19 protein-coding genes are annotated in these 22176 nt (G+C 37.4%); 17 read left to right on the top strand and 2 right to left on the bottom strand.

All coding sequences use genetic code 11. From position 1 onward, the window contains the following. The first annotated feature begins 39 nt into the window (after positions 1–39). Positions 40–1152 (top strand): tetratricopeptide repeat protein, encoded by a 1113-nt coding sequence (locus EO125_RS06215; RefSeq protein WP_127148134.1) that lies wholly within the window; start codon positions 40–42, stop codon positions 1150–1152. A gap of 191 nt (positions 1153–1343) precedes the next feature. On the opposite strand, the gene EO125_RS06210 is transcribed toward EO125_RS06215, so the two are convergent. Further along, on the bottom strand, positions 1344–1952 hold the full coding sequence (locus EO125_RS06210; protein WP_127148133.1) for a GNAT family acetyltransferase: 609 nt from the start codon (positions 1950–1952) through the stop codon (positions 1344–1346). Position 1953: 1 nt separating this feature from the next. Beyond that, entirely contained in the window at positions 1954–2130 is a 177-nt protein-coding gene (locus EO125_RS09855) for a hypothetical protein (protein ID WP_164726458.1), read from the bottom strand. Between the two features lie 467 nt (positions 2131–2597). Here EO125_RS09855 and EO125_RS06205 point away from each other — a divergent pair, with 467 nt between their 5' ends. The 16 genes from EO125_RS06205 (at position 2598) to EO125_RS06130 (ending at position 21817) form a co-directional block, all read left to right on the top strand. Then, the gene (locus EO125_RS06205) at positions 2598–3152 is read left to right on the top strand and encodes a hypothetical protein (protein ID WP_127148132.1); all 555 of its coding nucleotides are present in this window, start codon (positions 2598–2600) and stop codon (positions 3150–3152) included. A gap of 103 nt (positions 3153–3255) precedes the next feature. Then, positions 3256–3792: a DMP19 family protein gene (locus tag EO125_RS06200; protein ID WP_127148131.1), complete on the top strand. Its 537-nt coding sequence runs from the start codon at positions 3256–3258 to the stop codon at positions 3790–3792. 152 nt (positions 3793–3944) lie between these two features. After that, complete coding sequence (locus EO125_RS06195; RefSeq protein WP_127148130.1) at positions 3945–5183, top strand: DUF695 domain-containing protein; 1239 nt, start codon at positions 3945–3947, stop codon at positions 5181–5183. A gap of 25 nt (positions 5184–5208) precedes the next feature. Then, positions 5209–5880, top strand: coding sequence for a DMP19 family protein (locus tag EO125_RS06190; RefSeq protein WP_206168371.1), 672 nt, complete (start codon positions 5209–5211; stop codon positions 5878–5880). Between the two features lie 117 nt (positions 5881–5997). Further along, entirely contained in the window at positions 5998–6243 is a 246-nt protein-coding gene (locus tag EO125_RS06185; RefSeq protein WP_126938279.1) for an immunity 17 family protein, read from the top strand. Between the two features lie 19 nt (positions 6244–6262). Continuing rightward, a complete protein-coding gene (locus EO125_RS06180) occupies positions 6263–7492 on the top strand; it encodes a DUF695 domain-containing protein (RefSeq protein WP_127148129.1) in 1230 nt (409 codons plus the stop codon). A gap of 156 nt (positions 7493–7648) precedes the next feature. Next, the gene (gene typA / locus EO125_RS06175; protein WP_127148128.1) at positions 7649–9460 is read left to right on the top strand and encodes a translational GTPase TypA; all 1812 of its coding nucleotides are present in this window, start codon (positions 7649–7651) and stop codon (positions 9458–9460) included. A 159-nt stretch (positions 9461–9619) separates the two neighbouring features. Beyond that, a complete protein-coding gene (locus EO125_RS06170; RefSeq protein ID WP_127148127.1) occupies positions 9620–10483 on the top strand; it encodes a M48 family metallopeptidase in 864 nt (287 codons plus the stop codon). Between the two features lie 43 nt (positions 10484–10526). Beyond that, positions 10527–11573, top strand: a complete 1047-nt coding sequence (locus EO125_RS06165) for an AraC family transcriptional regulator (RefSeq protein ID WP_164726457.1) — start codon at positions 10527–10529, stop codon at positions 11571–11573. 282 nt (positions 11574–11855) lie between these two features. Continuing rightward, on the top strand, positions 11856–13124 hold the full coding sequence (locus tag EO125_RS06160) for an SLC13 family permease (protein WP_126940585.1): 1269 nt from the start codon (positions 11856–11858) through the stop codon (positions 13122–13124). A 14-nt stretch (positions 13125–13138) separates the two neighbouring features. Beyond that, positions 13139–14038 (top strand): L(+)-tartrate dehydratase subunit alpha, encoded by a 900-nt coding sequence (gene ttdA / locus EO125_RS06155; RefSeq protein WP_009352839.1) that lies wholly within the window; start codon positions 13139–13141, stop codon positions 14036–14038. Beyond that, on the top strand, positions 14038–14649 hold the full coding sequence (ttdB, locus tag EO125_RS06150) for a L(+)-tartrate dehydratase subunit beta (RefSeq protein WP_009352944.1): 612 nt from the start codon (positions 14038–14040) through the stop codon (positions 14647–14649). The genes ttdA and ttdB overlap by 1 nt, the downstream gene beginning before the upstream one ends. 165 nt (positions 14650–14814) lie before the next feature. Then, entirely contained in the window at positions 14815–18222 is a 3408-nt protein-coding gene (locus tag EO125_RS06145) for a DNA polymerase III subunit alpha (RefSeq protein ID WP_127148125.1), read from the top strand. A 10-nt stretch (positions 18223–18232) separates the two neighbouring features. Further along, on the top strand, positions 18233–19969 hold the full coding sequence (gene pyk / locus EO125_RS06140; protein WP_127148124.1) for a pyruvate kinase: 1737 nt from the start codon (positions 18233–18235) through the stop codon (positions 19967–19969). 9 nt (positions 19970–19978) lie between these two features. Beyond that, complete coding sequence (locus EO125_RS06135; protein WP_127148123.1) at positions 19979–20677, top strand: Bax inhibitor-1/YccA family protein; 699 nt, start codon at positions 19979–19981, stop codon at positions 20675–20677. Positions 20678–20914: 237 nt separating this feature from the next. Then, entirely contained in the window at positions 20915–21817 is a 903-nt protein-coding gene (locus EO125_RS06130) for a LysR family transcriptional regulator (protein ID WP_127148122.1), read from the top strand. Positions 21818–22176 lie beyond the last annotated feature (359 nt).

Genomic DNA, 22176 nt, shown 5'->3' with positions numbered 1-22176 from the left:
TAGTGTTTGTTAAATTTTAACTAATGAGGAATACAGATTTTGATAAATGAAATAAAGGCATATTGGGACAAGCAGAAAAAAGAATATGAGGATAGATATAAAGTGACATTTTTAAAGGACTATGAAAGATCAACAGAATACCTTAAAAAAATGGAAAGCTACTTGTTATCCAAACAAAAAGAATATCCTTCAGATATTGATATAGTATGTACGCTTGCTTCTTTAAAGTTAGAGCTTAGACGCGGTGAGTATATAAGATATTTAAATTCTTTTCTTGATAAATTTGAAATTTATTTGGATAATGCTCAAAAAGCAAGAGTTTACACCAATATTGCATGTAACCATGATTATACTGAAGAAACATTAGAGTATTTACTAAAAGCAAAGGATTTAGATTCTCCTTTTATTGAAACATATACAGGGTTGGGGCTTTATTACTTTAGTATGTACCAATCTAATGAAGATAAAGAATGGCTTATATTGAGTCAAAAATATTTTGAAAAAGCTAAAAATATTGATGATAGTTACGAATATTCCTTCAATCATGCAGTCTCTTTATATGAACTCAAAGAATATGAGAAAGCTAAAGAAATATTTTTAGAACTATTGAAAAAATATCCTGATAGAATGAGTCTATTGCTTAGCATTGCATATTGCGAAGTATATCTTGGTAATAAAGATAAAGCAATATCTCGGCTAGAAAGAGTAAAGTCAGGAGAAGATGAAAATTACAATTTGAAAACAGATGATATTTCTGCGGAGCAAATTTTTGATGCCTATTATGTACTTGAAGAATTCGACAAATTCTTACATTACTATAGCGATGAAGTTATTTGTCAATACTATTTAGCTGACTGGGAACACTATTATTATGCTTTATGGCTAAAGGATGAAAAAGCAAAGTTTTTTGTCCTTGAAGAAAAAAATAGACTCTATTTAATGGATGCTATTAAAGAAGCTATAGTTGATGATGACTATGTGAGCGAGGAAGATAAGAAGAAATATATTGAGGAATTGGAAAAAGATAAAAGAGAATATGAAGAAATGATTTCTCGTGTAAAATCTCTAACTTTCAAACCAAAAGTGAGGCTTAAGTTGTATCCAGAGTTTTCTTGCTTCATGGTAGACTGTGTGAGACATAAATTTAAATGAAATGTTGTAAAAATTTGAAGTTGGTGCTGCAACAATTATGATAAATGAATAAGTTATAAAAAAGTTGCATATGTCTTGGGGAGCAATAGCAGTTTTGATTACCCTAGCAGGCGCTGTGTTTGAAGAAATAGAAAAAGCGACAGACTGATTTACATATTGTATATCAGGGCTCTGTCGCTTTTTATTGCAAATTATATAAATTTTAAAAGTTGATGTAGTGTATGGGGCTTGTTATTATAGGAGTTTGTAACACGAGTATTAAATGGTTTGAAATGATTTTGCATATAGAAGTTTAGAAGAAATTCATTGTCTTCACATTCAAGAAATTCCATAACACCGCCTACAGAATATTTTAGTTTTGATATACTTTCAAGGGCGAAACCTAAAAGAATATTTCCAGGGATTTGTTTTTCTTTAGGAAGAGCATAATTCTTCCCTAATTGTGCAATCAGATATGCTGCTGTTGTATAAGATTGTATAGATTTATCAAGAATGCTGACACGAGATAGTTTATGTGCTGTTCTTTTGCTAATGTTTTCAGCTTGAATGGAAAGTGGTTTAATAGCGATGGAATAATATCCAACTAATGAAGCATCTTCTGAATCAAATACAAGATAAGTGATGGATTGATCCTTTTTTGTAAACTCAATGGCATTATGTAATAAAAAGTGTTCTACATCGGGATTTTTAGGGCAAGAAAAATCGGAGAGTAAGTCATAAAGATTTTCCTCTCCGATATATGTCGGGGTTTTCTTATCTAAGTATACACGGATGTTGATACTAAAATATTTATCAGACATATTACTTTCTCCTCTTTGACATTAAAGCTAAGATTTCTTTAGAATCAGTTAATTGTCGTCCGGGAAGTATTTGGTTTGGTATACGATCCTGTTCAGCTTTATCTAATGCCGTAACAAAACGTTCTACACTATCTGGGGTAGATACAACGAAGTTGTGAGTGATACTTGAAGTGGCCATATTAACACCTCCTAATATTTTTTATACTTAATTGTATTTGAAATCAGTTGATAAGAATGGGAATCCGTACATTTGTTAATTTAATTATATGATTGACAGGATAAATCGTCAATATGTTAAAAATTTAAAATATTATAATCTTCAATGTATTGCAATAATGTATAATGAGTGAATTAACTGTTATGGGATAGTGGTTACATATGATATTTAAATACAGTTAAGAAAAAGCTAGTAGTAGCGTACTCATAATGGAGCAGAATAACCAAAAAGGTATGCCATAACTATAACGAATGTATCATTTATAATAAGGATACAGTAGCGAATATTGCTTGACAATTAGTTATGGTAGATATACGATTTAGTCATAAGGTTAGTTCGGGAAACATATGAGGCCCTGGACATTTAAAATATCCTGTAGAAATGATGACGTATTTAATAACGATATAATAATTAAGAGAGCAAACAAAGTGAGAGTACCAAGTTATATTAAAGAAGAAAATTACAATATAAAACATATAGATGATACATTTACAAGTATTAGTATTTGCAACAACTTAGAAAGTGGAGATACCAATGAACTGTATGAAATTCATTTTTTTGGTTCACTTTTTGAAGAACATATGATTTGTGGTATGTATGATGAAAAAAATGAGATTAGCAATCCTTGTATGATAGTAGCAAAATGTATACATACAGGAAAAGAAATTTTACTCTATGATGGAGCTAAATATGGATACAACCCTATGTTCTGTGATGAGATACATTTAGAAGATATCAAAAAACGTTCACTCTCTAAATTAGAAATTCCAAACTCTAACATTGAAATAGATTTTGCCTATAACATTGATTTTGATGAAGAGAAAGAAGATTTTGAATTTGATGAAGATGACTTCACAGAAACTATTAACGGAGAAAAAATTTCTTTTGAAGAAGTGAAGAACAATGGATTTGATTATATAAAAATTACTGCTATAGACGAACTAGATACCAAAAGAGTTATCTGTGAGTTAGAACTTGCATAAGTTTATCAATTACGAGACATAAAATATGAAGCCTCCTATTTTAACAGAAAAATATTTTGAATACATCAATTAAGAAAATGAAAATATAGAGGAGACAAATGAAATGGGTGAAACACAAACGAAATTAAAATACACAAAGATTGCCATAGAGGACATTCAAAATATTGAGGAGTCTTGGGATATCTGTGATCCCATGTTTAATATGATTAACGGTTATGAAGGATATGATAAATATTTAAAAACTTCAGAGAGATTTACTTTGGAACAAAGATATTTATGTGCTATTCATTGGTATTTTGGGGAAGTAATTAACGGGGGGCATCATCAATTTTTTAACAATTCTACAGGAATTGTTTGGGAAGATGTGTTAAATGGTTTTAAACATTTTGAAATGCCAGAGTTTGCAGCTAATTTCCAAAAAGTAATTGATTATTGTGGTGGAAGAATTTCCTTTGCTAGAGAAGAACGATGGGATATGCTAGAAATATTGGAAGAAAAATACGGAGAGGAATTTTTTAAGATTTTAGATGAAGCCGATGTTTTCATTTACGATTATGACGGTGAAGAAAACGAACTAAACTACATCAAATCTCACCCTGAAAAGTTTGTATTTGAAGGAGAATACGAGAGATTTCATTAGAGAAATGCCTGATAGAGGAAGTAGATAAACGATATGGATGGAGTATTTGAATGGTATTGAAATAGAAAAATAAGTTTTAATTTTTAACGAGTTAAAATATATTTTTGAAAACTGAGGAAATTGGTAAAAATAGGATAAATAAGGAGTAAATTATGAAATATCAAAAAGAAAACAGGAAAGAATTTTTGGCGTATATAGAAAAGCTTAGAGATGAAGATAAATATACAGAATGTATCACAGCGTTGGAAAGCATCCCTATGGAAGAACGGGATTATGAAGTATGGTATCAGCTTGCTCGTGCCTATCAAAACTTTGTGATTGTCGGCAATGATGATAAAGGAACACCTAGTTTTATTGGCGATAAATTTTTATTAAAATCTATAGATATTTTGAATTCGGTTAGAGAAGAGGGGAAAGATAAGGCTGAATGGAATATGCGTATGGCGTATGCCTATCAATATTTGACTCATGAGGAAGAAAAAGCGATTCCTTATGCCTTGCGTTGGGCGGAGTTAAATCCTGAGGATGAGAATGCATTGGAAGTAGTAAAAGAGTGTAAAGAAGAAATAGAAAAAAGAGAGTACAGAGCAAATGCGGCTACTGAAACAACAATCGATCAAGAAATGGCCCAAATTGACGAAGACTGGTGCATTTATCTATGCAATGCATTTGCTTACGACTTACCGGCTGTGATTAGAACCAATTTAGCTCTTAGGGATTTTGAATGTACTGTAAACTACCCAAAAAGATTACATTTACAAATATTATATAAGAATGCTGATGACAACGGTTTTCCTACAAGAGAAGAAGGAGAATATGTATATCCTGTAGAAGACGCTGTAGTAGAGATTATTGAACAACATGGAGACATGTTAGCAGGCATTGTGAAATGCGATGAACGGGCACATATTTTTGCGTATGTTAAGAATGAGTTGGGGTACTACGATGAAATTTCTGAGATGATGTCAGAAAACTTCCCTGATTATGCGTATACATTGGCAGTATTTGAAGATAAGGACTGGGTCATGTATTTTCATGCACTGTATCCTGACAGATATGAATATCAAAGTATTATGAATATGCGGCTCATTGAGAATATTGAAAGTCATGGTGATAGTATGGTGCCGAGAGTACTTGAACATTGCCTGTGCTTTACAACAGAAAAAAATGGGGAAGCCTTTTTAGCCAAAGTGATGGAAGACGGTTTTAACAAACTTTCATCAGAAAACATGAGCAACAATGAAGATATAGATGAAGAATATCCATATGAACTTGTCATAGGCAGAGAAGATGATTTTGAAAATATCGATGGAATTGTCTGGTATCTTATGGATCTAGCAGAAGAGTTTGACGGGGAATATGATGGTTGGGCATGCCATATTGTAAAGTAGCGTGAAATAGCCCAAGCTTGCTCAAGTGGATTTTAGTGATTTTGAGGAAATCCCGGTAAAAACAAAGGAGAAATATTCTACTTTAACAGAAAAATATTTTGAATATATCAATCTAGAAAATAAAAATATAGAGGAGACAACTGAAATGGGTGAAACAGAAAAGAAATTAACATACGCAAAGATTACCATAGAAAATATTAAAAGTTTAGATGAAAACTCTTATTATGATGTTGTTGATCCAATGTGGGAAACAATTAATATTTATGATGGATATGATGAGTATATTCAATCAGCGCAGACTTTCACTTTAGAGCAAAGATATTTATTAGCCATTACTTGGTATTTTGTAGAAGTAAATAATGGAGGTCATCATCAGTTTTTATATAATCCTACAGGGATAGTTTGGGAAGATGCAATAAAAGGTTTCAAACATTTTGGAATGAACGAATATGCAGGCAATTTTCAAAAAGTTGTAGACTATTGTGGTGGGACAATACCGTTTGGTAGAGAAGAAAGATACCATATGCTAGAAATATTGGAAGAAAAATACGGAGAGGAATTTTTTAATATTTTAGATGAAGCCGATGATTTCATTTACGATTATACAGGTGAAGAAAACGAACTAAACTACATCAAATCTCACCCAGAAAAGTTTGTATTTGAAGGAGAATACGAGAGCTTTTACAATCGGCGGTAAAAAAGAAAAAGTAATCTTCTAAAAAGTTGAGAGAATGGTGCTTGAGTGAAGAATCTTTAGCGTGTGAAAAAGAGAAATAATGAGAGAAATGCTTGATAGAGGAAGTGGATAAACGATATGGATGGAGTATTTGAATGGTTAAAGGCACATTACCAGTATGTCTTGATAGCAGGTGGACTACTATTTTTAATTGGTGCTATACGAGATTGGAAATGGGTGTATCAAGCTACAGTCGGAGATAAAGCAAGGCACGCATTTATTTTTGAAGTGTGGGGTGAGAAAGGATATAGAGTTTTTATAGGAATATGTGGACTGTTACTTGTCATTTGTGGTGTTGTGTTTTTAATGTTAGATAAACGATAAAAAGTGGAGGTAATGTAACATGAAATGGAATTCAAAAAATCGCGAAGAATTTTTTGCGTATATAGAAAAGCTTACAGATGAAGATACATATACGGAATGTATGACAGCATTGGAAAGCATCCCTATGGAAGAACGGGATTACCAAGTATGGTATCAGCTTGCTCGTGCGTATCAAAACTTTGCGATTGTCGGCAATGATGATCAAGGAACACCTAGTTTTATTGGCGATAAATTTTTATTAAAATCGATAGATATTTTAAATTCAGTTAGAGAAGAGGGGAAAGATAAAGCTGAATGGAATATGCGTATGGCATATGCCTATCAATATTTAACTCAAGAGGAAGAAAAAGCGATTCCTTATGCCTTGCGTTGGGCGGAGTTGGATCCTGAGGATAAGGATGCATTGGAAGTAGTAAAAGAGTGTCAAGAAGAAATAGAAAAAAGAGCAAATGTGGCTACGGAGAAAGTGATCGATCAAGAAACTGCTGAAATTGAGGAAGACTGGGGCGTTTATCTATGCGATTCATTTGCTTATGACTTGCCGGCTGTGATTCGAACCAATTTAGCTTTTAGGGATTTTGAATATACTGCAAACTACCCTAACAGATTACATTTACAAATATTATATAAGAATGCTAATGACAGCGGGTTTCCTACAAGAGAAGAAGGGGAATATGTATATTATATAGAAGACGCTGTAGAAGAGATTGTTAAACAACATGGAGATATGTTAGTAGGCGTTGTGAAATGCGATGAACGAGCACATATTTTTGCGTATGCTAAGAATGAGTTGGGGTACGGCGATGAAATTTCTGAGATGATGTCAGAAAACTTCCCTGACTATGCCTATACATTGGCAATAGTAGATGATCCTGACTGGGAACTGTATTTTCAGGGACTGTATCCTGACAGATATGAATACCAAAGTATTATGAATATGAGGCTCATTGAGGATATTAAAAGTGATGGTGATAGTATGGTGCCGAGAGTGCTTGAACATTGCTTACTCTTTAAAACAGAAGAAAATGGAGAAGCCTTTTTAGCGAAAGTGATGGAAGACGGTTTTATAAAACTTTCATCAGAAAATCAGACCGATAATGAGGATATAGATAAGGAATATCCATATGTACTTGTCATTGGTAGGGAAGATGCTTTTGAAAATATCGATGAAATTGTCTGGTATCTTATGGATCTAGCCGAAGAGTTTGACGGAGAATATAGTGGCTGGGGATGCCATATTGTGAAGTAATCTATTGTCACAAATGTTTGACTACTATAGAGATATTGCCATGAAAGTATAGCTATTTCCTTGTAAAATCCTAAAATAAAGTATATAATAGACTGTCGTAGTACGATTTGTACAAATATTAGGAATACCCTACTTAAGTAGATAAAGGAGTATAGAATGATTCGTGAAAATCTTCGCAATGTGGCGATTATCGCCCACGTTGACCATGGTAAAACAACGTTGGTAGATGCATTGCTTAAACAAAGTCATATTTTCCGTGATAATGAAAAAGTTGCTGAACGTGTAATGGACTCTAACGACCTAGAACGTGAAAGAGGGATTACAATCCTGTCCAAAAACACAGCAGTTATGCATAATGATGTAAAAATCAATATCGTGGACACACCGGGTCATGCTGACTTCGGCGGTGAAGTAGAACGTGTATTGAACATGGTTGACGGCGTATTGTTATTGGTGGATTCTTTCGAAGGTCCAATGCCACAAACAAAGTACGTATTGCGCAAAGCCTTGGAACAAGGTTTGAAACCAATCGTTGTTATCAATAAAATTGACCGTCCTGACCAACGTGTTCATGAAGTTGAAGACGAAGTATTAGAATTGTTCATGGAATTGGAAGCGGACGATGATCAATTGGACTTCCCAGTGGTATACGCATCTGCTCGTGATGGCATTGCGAAAGCATCGATGGAAGATGACTCCACAGATATGACGGCATTATTCGATGTATTGATCAAAGAAATTCCTGCTCCACAAGGCGACATCGATGGTCCATTGCAATTCATGGTAACGACCCTTGACTATGATGATTTCGTAGGTAAAATCGCAGTAGGTCGTATCGTTCGTGGCCGTATGAAACCAAATCAACAAGTGGTGTTGATGAATGGTGAAAGTACTCGTAAAGGTAAAATCGGTCGTGTGTACACATACAATGGTTTGAACCGTGTAGAAACTGATGAAGCGGGTATGGGCGACATCATCGCTTTCGTAGGTATTGATGACATCAATATCGGTGAAACAGTAGCGGATGCAGAAAATCCAGAAGCATTACCAACAATTTCTATCGACGAGCCAACATTGTCCATGATGTTCTCCGTTAATAACTCTCCATTCGCAGGTCGTGAAGGTGACTATGTAACAAGCCGTCATTTACGTGACCGTTTGTTCAAAGAGGTAGAAACTAATGTATCCATGCGTGTAGAAGAAACAGATTCTCCAGATTCTTTCAAAGTATCTGGCCGTGGCGAATTGCATTTGGCAGTATTGATTGAAACAATGCGCCGTGAAGGTTACGAATTACAAGTGGGTAAACCTCGTGTAATTTTCAAAGAGATCAATGGTCAAAAATGTGAACCATTAGAGCATTTAACAATCGACGTGCCTCAAGAATTTATGGGTGCTGTTATGGAAAACTTGGGCGTTCGTAAAGCGGAGTTAATTAACATGGTGGAATTAGCTGGTTACTTACGTATGGAATTCGTAGTCCCTGCTCGGGGCTTGATTGGTTTCCGTGCGCAGTTCTTAACAGCTACAAAAGGTAATGGTATCATGAACCATGTATTCCATGGCTATGCACCATACAAAGGGGATATCCCAGGCCGTACGCGCGGTGCCTTGGTAGCTTTCGAAGACGGTGAAACTACACCATATGGTTTGAACTCTGTACAAGACCGTGGTACCTTATTCTTGGGTGCTAATGTGCCAGTATACACAGGCCAAGTTATCGGAGAAAATGCTCGTGAAAACGACATGGACGTAAACCCTAACAAAAAGAAACATGTGACTAACATGCGTTCTAGCTCCTCTGATGAGGCAGTTCGTTTAACACCTCCACGTATCTTCAGCTTAGAACAAGCTCTAGAGTGGATCAACGATGACGAATTGGTAGAAGTAACACCAGAAAACATCCGTATGCGTAAAGCCATCTTGGATCGTTCCGCTCGTGCGAAAGCAGCAAAAGCAGGAAAATAATTACATATAGTAGGCTAGGAATAGTCTATGTACATAGAAATAGAGAAAGTAGTGGGATACCATGGCTTTCTCTATTTTGTTGTATTTTATAGGGCTGAAAGCCTATAATAGATATATAAGTAACATATTAGTCATGATATAGGAGATAGAGAAGACGGGATGAAAGAACTTCGTACACTGCCAGATGGGAGCATCACTTATGAACTGCATAGAAAACGAGTGAAGAATATGAATCTTCGTGTCACCACTAGTGGTGTGGTGCGAGTGTCTGCCTCTCCTCGTGTCCCCTTAGGAATGATTGAAGAATTTATCTGTCGTCATCGAGCTTTCATTGAAAAAGCACTGCAAAATCGAAAGGACAGAGGTGGACATCCGATGGTACCAGATTTAGATACAGAAATCATTGTGATGGGTAAGATGTATCGAGTAGTACTAGAAAAGCCTCACACAGTATCTGCCTACTTGGAAACATCTTCGCAGGATGGTCAATTAAGTGATACTCCGTCAGATTCTCCATTGAAAGGTAGTTCATCAAAAAGGAAGGGCGCACAAGGAAGCCTATCACAAAGAAAACTGTCGAGAGGGAACGCCTCTACCTATGCAGTAACGGTGGTAGACGACATATTGTTGGTACGCTACCCAAGTAATCACGAGACCTTGGATGCTAGCAAAGTAGAACGGATGTGGCTTAATTTTTGGAAATCTATAGGTCAGGACTTTATGGAGAAGTTATCGCAACAAGTACATGGTGAATTTCAACAAGCGGGCTATACCGTGCCGATACCGACCTTACGATTGCGGTACATGACAAGCCGCTGGGGCTCTTGTATGCCTGTAAAAGAAGTTATCACCATGAATACACGATTGCTCTTAGGCCCTACAGAGTTTGCTCACTATGTGATGGTCCATGAATTTGCGCACTTTATAGAGCCGAACCATTCGTCACGCTTTTATAAGGTTATGAGCGATGTGTTGCCAAATTGGGAGCAAGTGAAAGCGGAGATGAAGGCATATTATACATAAGCAAGGTTAGGTAATGTACAATTATAGAGATGAAGAGGTTCCTATGAAATATTTTAGATACGCTATTGATAGAGGGTTATTACAAGTTAAAAGTCATATATATCGTATTTCCACCTATCATTATAATTGGCATAATCATATTGAGTTATTATGGGTATTAAAGGGAGCTTTAGAAGTGTGTGTAGAGGGGCAGACCTATACATTACAACGAGATGACATGATTTTGTATTCATCACAATGTGGGCATGCTACATTGGCTTTAGAAGAAGATACGATTGCTCTCGTCTTTCATGTAGAACCACAATGGTTTTTGCAGTATGATCAGGATTTTATGAAGTATCGATTTGTGTCAGTCTCCACACAAGATATAAATATTGCTAAAAGGTATAAAGAGCTTCGCCAATCGCTAGCGTATATTATGAATCATCATACTGCAGAAATAAGCATTAGTGCGCTAGAAACCATGAAGGTAGATGGTGTTATATATACAGTGTTGTCAAATGTGTATGAGATTATATTAGCTAGTCGATACGAGAATCAATTATCCACTAAGATATTGCATCAAGAAGAAAATTTTGAACGGATGGTTCATTTTATCGATGAACATTTTCGCAACCGTCTTGAGTTAGCAACGATTGCTGATGTAGGCGGATATACTGAAAGCTACACCTCTCAACTATTTAAACGGCAGCTGGGGATTACTTTTTTAGAATATGTGTCACGTATGCGATTGCGTGAGGCAGCGATACGATTGGTAAATACGGATGATATGGTTATTCATATTGCAAGTTATTGTGGGTTCCCTGACGTAAAAGCTTTTAATAGTGCGTTTAAAAAGCATTTTAAACTAACTCCTTCTGCCTATCGTGAACGAGCAAAGAGAATTGAGCGTCATACAGTGTTAGAAGATTGGAAAGAATATATTAGCTCTGATGATACAGAAATTAAGGGGATATTAACAATGTATGGAAGTTACCTGACTAGAGAAAATGTGAAGTATGAGGAAAATGAATATACGAAACAAAGCCTTGTTAGTAAGGTTCAGCGGGTTAAAGAAGAATTACACCAGCTATTGCAGACACTAGAATAAGCTAGGTATACTTTACTTGCATATATATAATATTAAGTATATGGATATATTTTTATATAATAAAATAAGACTGAATTTAATTAATGCTGGTAAATGCTATGTTATTACATGTAATAACATAGCATTTTTTTATATATATTGGACTTAAAATTGCAAAAATATAGATAAATATGCCTATTTTATAGAAAAGTATCATGATGAATATTGGATAGAAGGGGGCTGTATAAATAGCTATAATGAGGGCATATATTAATACGGTACTAGAGATTCAGGAGGAATGGAATGGATGCAGTTAGTATTACGTTATGTTATTTAGTGTTTGCCATAGTCATGTTTGTATGGGAGAAGATACCTTTATCGATTACGGCGATGTTAGTATCAGTTGGTCTAGTGTTATCTGGAGTTTTATCTCCTAAAGAGGCCTTTGCAGGCTTTGTGGATGGTAATGTTCTTTTATTTATGGCTATGTTTATCGTGGGTGCAGCATTCTTTGAAACTGGTGTGGCACAAGTGGTAGGTAGTGTAGTTACAAAAATGGCTAGCACTGAAAAAATGCTCATTGTCGCAGTCATGCTAATTACAGGATTATTATCTGGCTTCTTGTCTAATACGGGAACGGCAGCGGTATTGATTCCTGTTGCAATTGGAATTGCACAAAAATCAGGATTTAACCAATCAAAATTTCTAATCCCCTTAGTATTGGCATCGGCTATGGGTGGTAATCTTAGTTTAATTGGGGCCCCAGGAAATATGATCGCACAAGCAGGATTAGAAAAAATTGGCTTATCCTTTGGATTTTTTGATTATGCTTTAATTGGTGGACCAATTTTGTTGGTAGGTATTATTTATTTCTTGTTATTGGGATATAAATTATTGCCAGACACACCAAGTCGTGCTGTAGACTCTACCTATGATACAGTGGAAGATTATAGCCATGTACCAAAATGGAAACAATGGATGGCGACATTGGTATTGGTAGGTACTATCTTAGCTATGATTTTTGAATCTCAAATTGGTGTTAAACTGTATGTATCTGCATGGATTGGGGCACTTATTTTAGTGGCTACGAATGTGGTGACTGAAACAGAGGCGGTAAAATCCATTGATATGAAAACAATATTTTTGTTCGTTGGTTCCTTATCTATTGCTACAGCTCTTGTGAAAACAGGTGCGGGTTCTGTAGTAGCAAATACGATTATGGGATTATTAGGTAGCAATCCAAGTCCATATATTGTGATGGCAGTGATTTTTATCTTATCCGCTGTGTTAACAAACTTTATGTCTAATACGGCAGCCACAGCACTGTTGGTGCCTATCGGTTTGCAATTAGCACAGTCTATGGGAGCAGATCCCAAAGCGGTGTTGATGGCTACTGTTATTGGGGCATCTTGTGCATATGCAACACCAATTGGTATGCCTGCCAATACCATGGTGTATAACATTGGAGGATATAGTTTTATGGACTACGTAAAAGTAGGGGTTCCTCTCATTGTGATAGTGACAATCGTGTCATTAATTATTTTGCCAATATTCTTTCCCTTTTACCCATAATTTAGGAGGTTTCTATGAATAAAGAAGAACAAGTGTTACGAATGACAAAAATCGTTAGTGATTTTGTAGGCCATGTTGCTAAAGTATTACCTGACGATGTACAAGAAAAAATTACAGAATTAGCGAATGATGAACGAAATCCGCTAGCGAAAACAATTTATGCAACTATGAAAGAAAACATGAAGTTAGCAAAAGAGTTAAGTCGCCCATCCTGCCAAGATACAGGAGTATTGCAATATTGGGTAAAAGTAGGTGCTAATTATCCATTGCTTGGTGAATTGGAAAGTATCTTGAGAAATGCAACGTATCAAGCAACACAGGAAACTCCGCTTCGACATAATTGTGTAGAAACGTTTGATGAATATAATACTGGAAAAAACATTGGTACTTTAGCACCTTATATTTTATGGGATATCGTGCCAGATCGAGATGATGTTGAAATTTTCCCTTATATGGCAGGTGGTGGTTGTTCCTTGCCAGGTAGCGGTAAGACATTGATGCCTGGAGAAGGCTATGAAGGAGTAGCAAAGTTTGTCTTAGATTTGATGACATCCTACGGATTAAATGCGTGCCCACCATTGTTAATTGGTGTCGGTGTGGCTACGTCTATTGATACAGCGGCGTTACTTTCAAAAAAAGCGTTAATGAGACCAGTAAGTTCCGTAGCACCTAATGAACGAGCAGCAAAAATGGAACAATTGCTAGAAGATGGGATTAATTCCTTGCATATTGGCCCACAAGGTATGGGTGGAGATAAGTGCTTGCTAGGTGTCAATATTGAGCATGGGGCTCGTCATCCATCGGTTATTTCTGTTGCAGTTAATGTGGGATGTTGGAATCACCGCAGAGGCCATATGGTATTTGATAAAGATGGACAATGTACAATTCTATCGCATAGTGGGGTGACATATTAATGGAAAAGAAAGTATTAACAACGCCGATTCAGCGGAAAGATTTAGAAGGTATTAAAGCAGGGGACATCATTTATTTAACGGGTCATATTACGACCTGTCGTGACGTGGCACATCGTCGGTTGATTGAATTAGGTCGTGAATTGCCTGTGGATGTACGGGATGGAGCCATTTTGCATGCGGGTCCTATCGTCCGAGATCTGGGAGATGACACATTTGAAATGGTCTCTGTAGGACCTACCACAAGTATGCGTATGGAAAAGTTTGAGTATGATTTTGTGAAAGAGACAGGTGTACGCCTTATTGTTGGTAAAGGTGGTATGGGACCGAATACAGAACGTGCTTGTAAAGAGTTTGGAGCCTTGCATCTAGTATTTCCTGCGGGCAATGCTGTACTAGCGGCTACAGAAGTGGAAGAAATTGAAAGTGCTAACTGGCGAGAGCTAGGTATGCCAGAAACGCTTTGGACATGTCGTGTGAAAGAGTTTGGTCCTTTAATTGTATCCATTGATACAGAAGGCAATAACTGGTTTGAACAGAAAAAAGTAGAGTATAATGCGAAAAAAGAAGAAGTATTAGAATCTATCTACCAAGAAGTAAAGTTTATTAAATAATGCAATGCCTATGTAGTTTGTTATACAGATTACATAGGCATTTTTATTTTGTAAGTATCCATAGATTGATAGGTGACAAATGCTTTCACGGTACACTGAAATATGCAAATTATGATATAATAGAAGGAATGAAAGCATATCGCGTTACGTTAGTAAGGAGGGCACATGAGACCATTTGTACATCTGCATAGTCATAGTGAATATAGCCTCATAGATGGCATTAGCCGATTGCCACAAATGGTGAGTCGTGCGAAAGAACTCAATATGCCTGCCCTAGCGTTAACGGACCATGGTAATATGTATGGAGCCATATATTTTTATAAAGAGGCCATGGCACAAGGTATCAAACCCATCTTAGGATGCGAAGTGTATGTGACCGAAGGCAGTCGTTTTGACCGCCCTGAAGGTAAGGCCTATGAACGATTAAAGCATTTAATTCTCTTAGCAGAAACCATGGAAGGATACGAAAATATTGTAAAAATTGTATCTAAATCCTCTACAGAAGGGTTCTACCGCAAGCCGCGTGCTGATCGAGATTTGCTATCTACCTACAACAAAGGAATCATCGCTTTGAGTGCTTGTATTGCAGGAGAAATTCCGCAACTGATTTTACAGGACAACATTGAGGGCGCTCATCGTGCTTTGGAATGGTATCTTAAGACCTATGGAAAAGAGAACTTTTTCTTAGAGATTCAGAACCATGGAGATCCTAAGGAATTACGTGTTCAAGATGTGTTGGTAGATATGGCGGAGCAATATGGTGTGGGACTTGTATGTTCTAATGACTTTCACTATGTTTATGCAGACGATGCGGAAGCTCATGATATTAAGGTATGTATTGCTACGGGTGCAAGGCGGAATGATGTAGATCGCATGAAGTTTTTCAGTAATGAGTTTTACATGAAAAGCGGCGATGAGATGGAAGAACTCTTTGGTCATATTCCAGAAGCTTTGGATAATACCTTGAAGATTGCGGAACGTTGCCATGTAGAGTTCAATTTTGATGCGCACCATTTGCCAAAATTTGATGTACCAGAAGGGGAAACAGCACATTCTTACTTGCGCAAAGTTTGTGAGTCCTATATTCCTCAATTCTACCCAGAGGTAACACCGGTATTACAAGAGCGGCTAGATTATGAGTTGGGTGTTATTAGTCGCATGGGCTTTGAAGATTACTTCCTCATCGTTTGGGACTATGTTAAATATGCTCGTGAACATGGGGTACTAGTAGGCCCAGGTCGTGGTAGTGCCGCAGGGTCAGTGGTAGCCTACTTATTGGGAATTACAGGTTTAGATCCTATTAAATACGATTTGCTCTTTGAACGGTTCTTGAATCCGGAGCGGGTAAGCATGCCCGATATCGATATCGACTTCTGCTATGAAACGCGCAATAAGGTCATCGACTATGTGACAGAAAAATATGGACAAGAGCGAGTGGCGCAAATTATTACCTTCGGTACCGAAGCGGCTCGTGCGGTTATTCGTGATGTAGGTCGCGTATTAGATATGCCTTTACCAGAGGTGAATCGATTAGCTAAGATGATTCCTAATGAATTGGGCATTACGTTAAAAAAAGCTTTAGAAGTAAAAGAACTCAAAGACTTGTATGATACAGATGAATCTGTAAAAGAATTATTTGATCTTTGCTTGCGTTTAGAAGGAATCGCGAGAAACTCTTCTACCCATGCAGCGGGGGTTGTAATTTCAGCAGCACCATTAGATGAGTATGTGCCGGTACAAAACTCCAATGAAGATGGTTTTGTCACGCAATATGATAAAGATAATATCGAAGAACTAGGCCTATTGAAGATGGACTTTTTGGGACTTCGCACGTTGACAGTGATGGGTGAGGCATTACGTCTCATTAAGGAAAACCACGGTATCGACTTAGACTTGGATGCCATCCCATTAGATGACAAGGCTTCCTGTGAAATCTTATGTAAAGGGGAAACCGCAGGGGTCTTCCAGTTAGAATCGGAAGGGATTACAAAATTAGTAATGGATTTGAAGCCAGAACATTTTGAAGATTTAATTCCTTTAGTGGCCCTCTATCGGCCGGGACCGTTGGGATCGGGCATGGTAGAAGATTTTATCAAGCGCCGTCATAAAGAAAAAGAAGTGACCTACTTGCATCCTATATTAGAGCCTATTTTAGAGGATACATTTGGGGTTATCCTATACCAAGAACAAGTTATGCAGATTGCCTCCGCCATGGGCGGATTCTCCTTGGGACAAGCGGATTTAATGCGCCGTGCCATGGGTAAGAAAAAGGAATCTGTACTAAAAGCACAACGAGACTCCTTTGTGACTGGTTCTGTGAATAATGGTATCGATGAGAAATTGGCTAACGAAGTATTTGATCTCTTGCTATATTTCGCAGGTTATGGATTTAATAAATCCCACTCTGCTGCTTATGCCTATATTGCGTATCAAACGGCGTATCTGAAAGCCCATTATTTCCCAGAGTTTATGGCAGCTACTATGACTAGCTTTATGGGTAATATGGATAAAATGACGAATTACATCAATGTGTGTAAAGCGAAACAAGTGGCTGTATTAGGACCAGATATTAACCATTCAGAGCGTATGTTTACCGTACAAAATGGACAAATTCGTTTTGGTTTAGGTGGTATCAAACATGTAGGTGATAATGCGATCGAAGAATTACTAGCAGAACGTAAGGCAAATGGGCAATTTACATCCATTGTTGATTTCTGCGAACGTATACCATACCGTGTGGTCAATAAGCGTTTGTTGGAAAGTTTAATTCGATGCGGGGCTATGGATTCTTTCAAAGAAAATCGAAATCAGCTGTTACAGATTTATGAACAAGCCCAAGGAATTGGTTCTAAAGGGCAAAAAAATAGTGCTTTAGGGGCGGTGAGTCTCTTTGCGGAGGTAGAGGAAATGGAGAGTATCCATGTTCCAGACTTGCCAGACTTGCCTAAAGAACTAAAGCTGAAAGATGAAAAGGAATATACAGGCTTTTATATTACGGGCCATCCGTTAGATGCCTATCGTGATGAATTGGAAGGACTATTTCAATTAGGACGATTAGCAGAAAATCCAGAGGATTTCGATGGCAAAACTGTTACGATTGGTGGATTGATTACGGATAAAGTAGATCGCTTAACAAAGGCTAAGCAGGAAAAAATGTGCACCTTAACCTTGGAAGATTTCACAGGCACCGTACAAGTAGTAGTATTCCCACAAGGGTATCAAAAAAGTCATATGCTATTGCAACGAGATGGTGTGGTAGCTATCGAGGGACGCATTGATGCGGATGAAAAAGGAGTGCAATGCATTGCTAGTTCCGTACAGTTATTGAAAGTAGAATATGATAAAGTACGACAGATTCGTATTCATATTGATACAGCCCATGATACACCGCAAGTGAGCCAACAATTACAAAAGCTGTTGCAAGAATTACAGGGAGATACACCAGTTACTCTATTCTTGCAACGTCAAAAGCGCAGCTTAGCAGTGAACCGTAGTTTTTATTTCACCCCATCGAAAGAGTCTATTGGGCGTGTGCAAGCCTTACTAGGGGCCAATGCAGTAGAGTTACTATAAGGAGATAGAAATGAATAAAAAGACAAAGATTGTTTGTACCATGGGACCCAGTACAGATAGTTTAGAAATGGTAGAATCCTTATTGCGAGCAGGTATGAACGTGGCACGTTTTAACTTCTCTCATGGTTCTCATGAAGAACAAGCAAAACGTATGGAGCTCGTTCGCTTAGCCTCTACTAGAACGGGGATTCCAGTGGCATTAATGCTAGACACAAAGGGCCCTGAAATTCGCCTTGGCTTATTCAAAGAAGGAAAGGTTTGTTTAGAAGAAGGACAATCTTTCACGTTGACGACAAGAGATGTGGAAGGCACGAAGGAGATTTGCTCCGTCAACCATATAGGCTTGCCAGAAGATGTAAAAGAGGCAAAGCAAATTCTCTTATCTGATGGATTAGTAACATTGCGTATTGACTCTATTGATGGCACTGAAATTCATACGACCGTTATGAATACGGGTATGATGAGCAACCGTAAACGCGTAGCTGTACCAGGGGTATCTCTATCTTTACCACCAGTGTCGGAACAAGATGAAAAAGACTTGGTATTTGGCTGTGAAATGGGTGTGGACTATGTGGCGGCTTCTTTCATGCAACGGGCCAGCGATGTAGTGGCAATTCGTCGTATTTTGGAATCTAAAGGAGCAGATATTCGCATCATTTCTAAAATTGAAAATGAAGAAGGCCTTAATAATTTAGATGAAATTTTAGAAGTATCTGATGGATTGATGGTGGCTCGTGGTGACCTAGGCGTGGAAATCCCAGCCGAAGAAGTACCAGTATTGCAAAAAATGATGATTCAAAAATGTAATGCCGCATCGAAACCAGTTATTACAGCCACACAAATGCTAGAGTCCATGGTATCTAACCCAAGACCAACGCGGGCGGAAGCTAGTGACGTAGCGAATGCCATTTTAGACGGCACCGATGCAGTTATGTTGTCTGGAGAAACAGCGGGCGGTGACTATCCACTAGAAGCGGTGACCACTATGGCTCGCATTGCAAAAGTGACAGAAACATCTGATTTATATGTGAATGCTAACCATACGGTGCAATTAGAAGAGGCAAAAACGACAGATGCTATTTGTTCTGCTACTGTTGAAGTAGGACGTTCTTTGGGAGCTGGGGCCATCATTACTTGCACTGAATCTGGTATTACAGCCATGAGCATTTCCCGTCATCGTCCAAATTGCCAAATCATTGCGGTAACACCACATGAGAGCGCCTTACGTCGTATGCAGTTATATTGGGGTGTAACAGCTATCCAAGGACCATCTCACTCCAATTCAGATGAAATGGTACACTGCGCTATGAGTGCCGCTTTAGGAGAGGGATTGATTCAATCTGGTGATTTAGTTGTTGTGACAGCTGGTGTGCCATCTGGCTTATCTGGCACAACGAATATGATTCGTGTTCATGTCACAGGTAATGTATTGATTAAAGGTCGCGGAGTTGGTAAACTATCTGTAACGGGACCAATCCATCACGCTGACTCTACAGAGCCTATGGCAGATGGAAGCATTCTAGTAGTTCGTGATTTAGAACCAGAATATATGGAACTAGCAAAACGAGCTGGCGCTATTATTACAGCAGAAGAAGGGTACACATCGACAGCAGCTATTGCAGGTATTCAGTTTGGTATTCCTGTCATTTTAGGTGCTCATGATCAATCTCAATTGACAAATGGTCAGGTGGTAACCGTGGATGGTATTCGAGGTAATGTTTATGAAGGTATTGCAAACGCAAGATAGGAGGTAATTATGGAGTATCGTATTCCTACACAAGCAGATACGGTGGTAGTAGAAGAAATTGTAAATCGTAAATTACGAAATTCTATGCTTTGGATGGTTTGGGGGTTATTAACAACAGCCATCATTGGATTTATAGCGTTGACCAACTCTAGTTGGTTGCGCTTTGCTCATTCCAACTTTAATATTATTTTATTAGCCGAAGTGGCGGTGGTGTTCTTATTTTCCTTCCGTCAATACACGGCGTCTAACACATTTTTGAAAGCTATGTTTTTCCTCTATTCCATCATGAATGGATTGACCTTAACCGCCATTGCCTTACACTATTCTTTTGAGGTGGTCGTGTATGCGTTAACAGGAGCTGTAGCGGTGTTTGGTAGTTTTGCCTTTTTAGGAGTAGTGGTAAAAAAAGATTTGTCTGGACTAGGCACATTTTTAATGGGTGCAGTGATTGCGCTACTCATTGCCAGTTTGATTATAATGTTCTTCGGTGCTAGCGACTTTGGATTATTAGTATACAGCTATATAGCCGTAGGGATTTTCTCCTTATTTACCATGTATGATGTATATCGCATTAAAAGGACTATCATGGAAGTGGCTTATGAAGATGAAAGTGTCCTAGAACGTGTTGAATTGATTGGTGCTTTAGGTTTATATCTAGATTTCATCAATATTTTCATCAACTTACTTCGCATTTTCAGTCGTCGGTAATTTGTTGTTAACTGGAAAAATCACATGTATAAAAGGGGCTGTAACAAAATGTATATTTTTATATTTTGCTACAGCTCCGCTTATTACAAGTATAAAAAGAGAGGAAAGTTGATATTTTTTTTGATCAACTTTCCTCTCTTTTATTTGTTATTGTTTTGTTACAGCCCCTTTTAGTATGCAAATCTTTCGATATATGAGATAATATATAGTAGAATAACACAAGTAAGGAGGTTGTATATGGAAGCAAAAGAATGGCAAACCTTCGTCACAGTGGTGGAAGAAGGCAATATTACGAAAGCAGCAGAAAAATTATTTCTTTCACAGCCTGCATTAAGCTATCGACTAAAACAAGTAGAAGATATCTTAGGGCGTCCCTTATTAATTCGTGCTAATGATGGCATTGCGTTAACTGCAGAAGGTGAGCTGTATTACGATTATTGCCAACGTATGATTCGGTCCCGGGAGGAATTACGCCAAAATATTGGAAAGGTGACAGGAAAAATACAAGGTACCTTAAAAATTGCTGCATCCATTAATTTTGCGGACTATGAGTTGCCTCATTTGCTCAATAATTTCACAAAACAATATCCTAAGATTCGTATTGAAGTAAAGACCGGGTATAGCTCCCATGTGAATAAAATGTTTAATTCTGGAGAGGTGATGATTGCCTTTGCCCGTGGTGAATATAATCATGTGCCGAATGGGGTGCGTCTTTTTGATGAGCCCTATTGTTTAGTCTATAAACATCCTGTGGATTACAAGGAATTACGGGATATTCCGATGATTAACTATCGCACGGATGGATCCATTGCGACAGTGGTAGAAAATTGGAAGAAAGAACATAGCGTAGGAGATGTGAGACCAGCCATGGAACTGGACTCTATGGTGACTTGCCGTCACTTTGTGCGAGAAGGATTAGGTTGGGCTATTTTACCATATTTAGGACTTGGTAGTTGCCGTGAACATGGTATTTATGTAGAGCCTTTGCGGATGAAAGATGATCGTCCATTGGTACGTTCTACCTATTTGTTCCATGATGAAGTAAGTACAAAGCTCATTGCAGTGAAAACTTTCATTGATTATGTAACAGAATATTACGAAAATCATCAAGTCGTTACATTACCAGGGTATACAAGCTAAAGGGGAGGATCAAAACCTCCCCTTTTAGTATGTCCTAATATTTTACAATGGAAAGATTGTTCTAACATCAAATTTGATTAGTCCGGAAAATTATTAATGGACTGTTAATGTATATGAAAGTAGCAATTATCACAGCTATATATCATAAAAATAGGAACAATTTAGTAGGAATAAGAGAGAAATGGCATAACAATGAGGTTTATCATGCATTACTGAAATGCATACTTTCACGGTTTTTCCAGAAAATAAAATTTTTATAAGCCTTATAAAGGATTTTTATTTTTCCCTTCTGAAACGATTGGATATAATGAGGGCATAGAAAGACCTAGACATTTGCACGTTCTAGTATTCTAGTAAGT

Source organism: Veillonella sp. VA139 (genome assembly GCF_003992005.1).
Lineage (GTDB): Bacteria > Bacillota > Negativicutes > Veillonellales > Veillonellaceae > F0422.
This window is presented reverse-complemented; position numbering and strand designations above follow the sequence as displayed.

What these genes read in the sequence shown, in the direction of transcription:
- EO125_RS06135 (WP_127148123.1), top strand. Translation starts at nt 19,979, where the DNA reads ATGGAGTATCGTATTCCTACACAAGCAGATACGGTGGTAGTAGAAGAA.
- EO125_RS06160 (WP_126940585.1), top strand. Translation starts at nt 11,856, where the DNA reads ATGGATGCAGTTAGTATTACGTTATGTTATTTAGTGTTTGCCATAGTC.
- ttdA (WP_009352839.1), top strand. Translation starts at nt 13,139, where the DNA reads ATGAATAAAGAAGAACAAGTGTTACGAATGACAAAAATCGTTAGTGAT.
- ttdB (WP_009352944.1), top strand. Translation starts at nt 14,038, where the DNA reads ATGGAAAAGAAAGTATTAACAACGCCGATTCAGCGGAAAGATTTAGAA.
- EO125_RS06130 (WP_127148122.1), top strand. Translation starts at nt 20,915, where the DNA reads ATGGAAGCAAAAGAATGGCAAACCTTCGTCACAGTGGTGGAAGAAGGC.
- EO125_RS06200 (WP_127148131.1), top strand. Translation starts at nt 3,256, where the DNA reads ATGGGTGAAACACAAACGAAATTAAAATACACAAAGATTGCCATAGAG.
- EO125_RS06170 (WP_127148127.1), top strand. Translation starts at nt 9,620, where the DNA reads ATGAAAGAACTTCGTACACTGCCAGATGGGAGCATCACTTATGAACTG.
- EO125_RS06180 (WP_127148129.1), top strand. Translation starts at nt 6,263, where the DNA reads ATGAAATGGAATTCAAAAAATCGCGAAGAATTTTTTGCGTATATAGAA.
- typA (WP_127148128.1), top strand. Translation starts at nt 7,649, where the DNA reads ATGATTCGTGAAAATCTTCGCAATGTGGCGATTATCGCCCACGTTGAC.
- EO125_RS06210 (WP_127148133.1), bottom strand. Translation starts at nt 1,952, where the DNA reads ATGTCTGATAAATATTTTAGTATCAACATCCGTGTATACTTAGATAAG.
- EO125_RS06195 (WP_127148130.1), top strand. Translation starts at nt 3,945, where the DNA reads ATGAAATATCAAAAAGAAAACAGGAAAGAATTTTTGGCGTATATAGAA.
- EO125_RS06185 (WP_126938279.1), top strand. Translation starts at nt 5,998, where the DNA reads ATGGATGGAGTATTTGAATGGTTAAAGGCACATTACCAGTATGTCTTG.
- EO125_RS06145 (WP_127148125.1), top strand. Translation starts at nt 14,815, where the DNA reads ATGAGACCATTTGTACATCTGCATAGTCATAGTGAATATAGCCTCATA.
- EO125_RS09855 (WP_164726458.1), bottom strand. Translation starts at nt 2,130, where the DNA reads ATGGCCACTTCAAGTATCACTCACAACTTCGTTGTATCTACCCCAGAT.
- pyk (WP_127148124.1), top strand. Translation starts at nt 18,233, where the DNA reads ATGAATAAAAAGACAAAGATTGTTTGTACCATGGGACCCAGTACAGAT.
- EO125_RS06165 (WP_164726457.1), top strand. Translation starts at nt 10,527, where the DNA reads ATGAAATATTTTAGATACGCTATTGATAGAGGGTTATTACAAGTTAAA.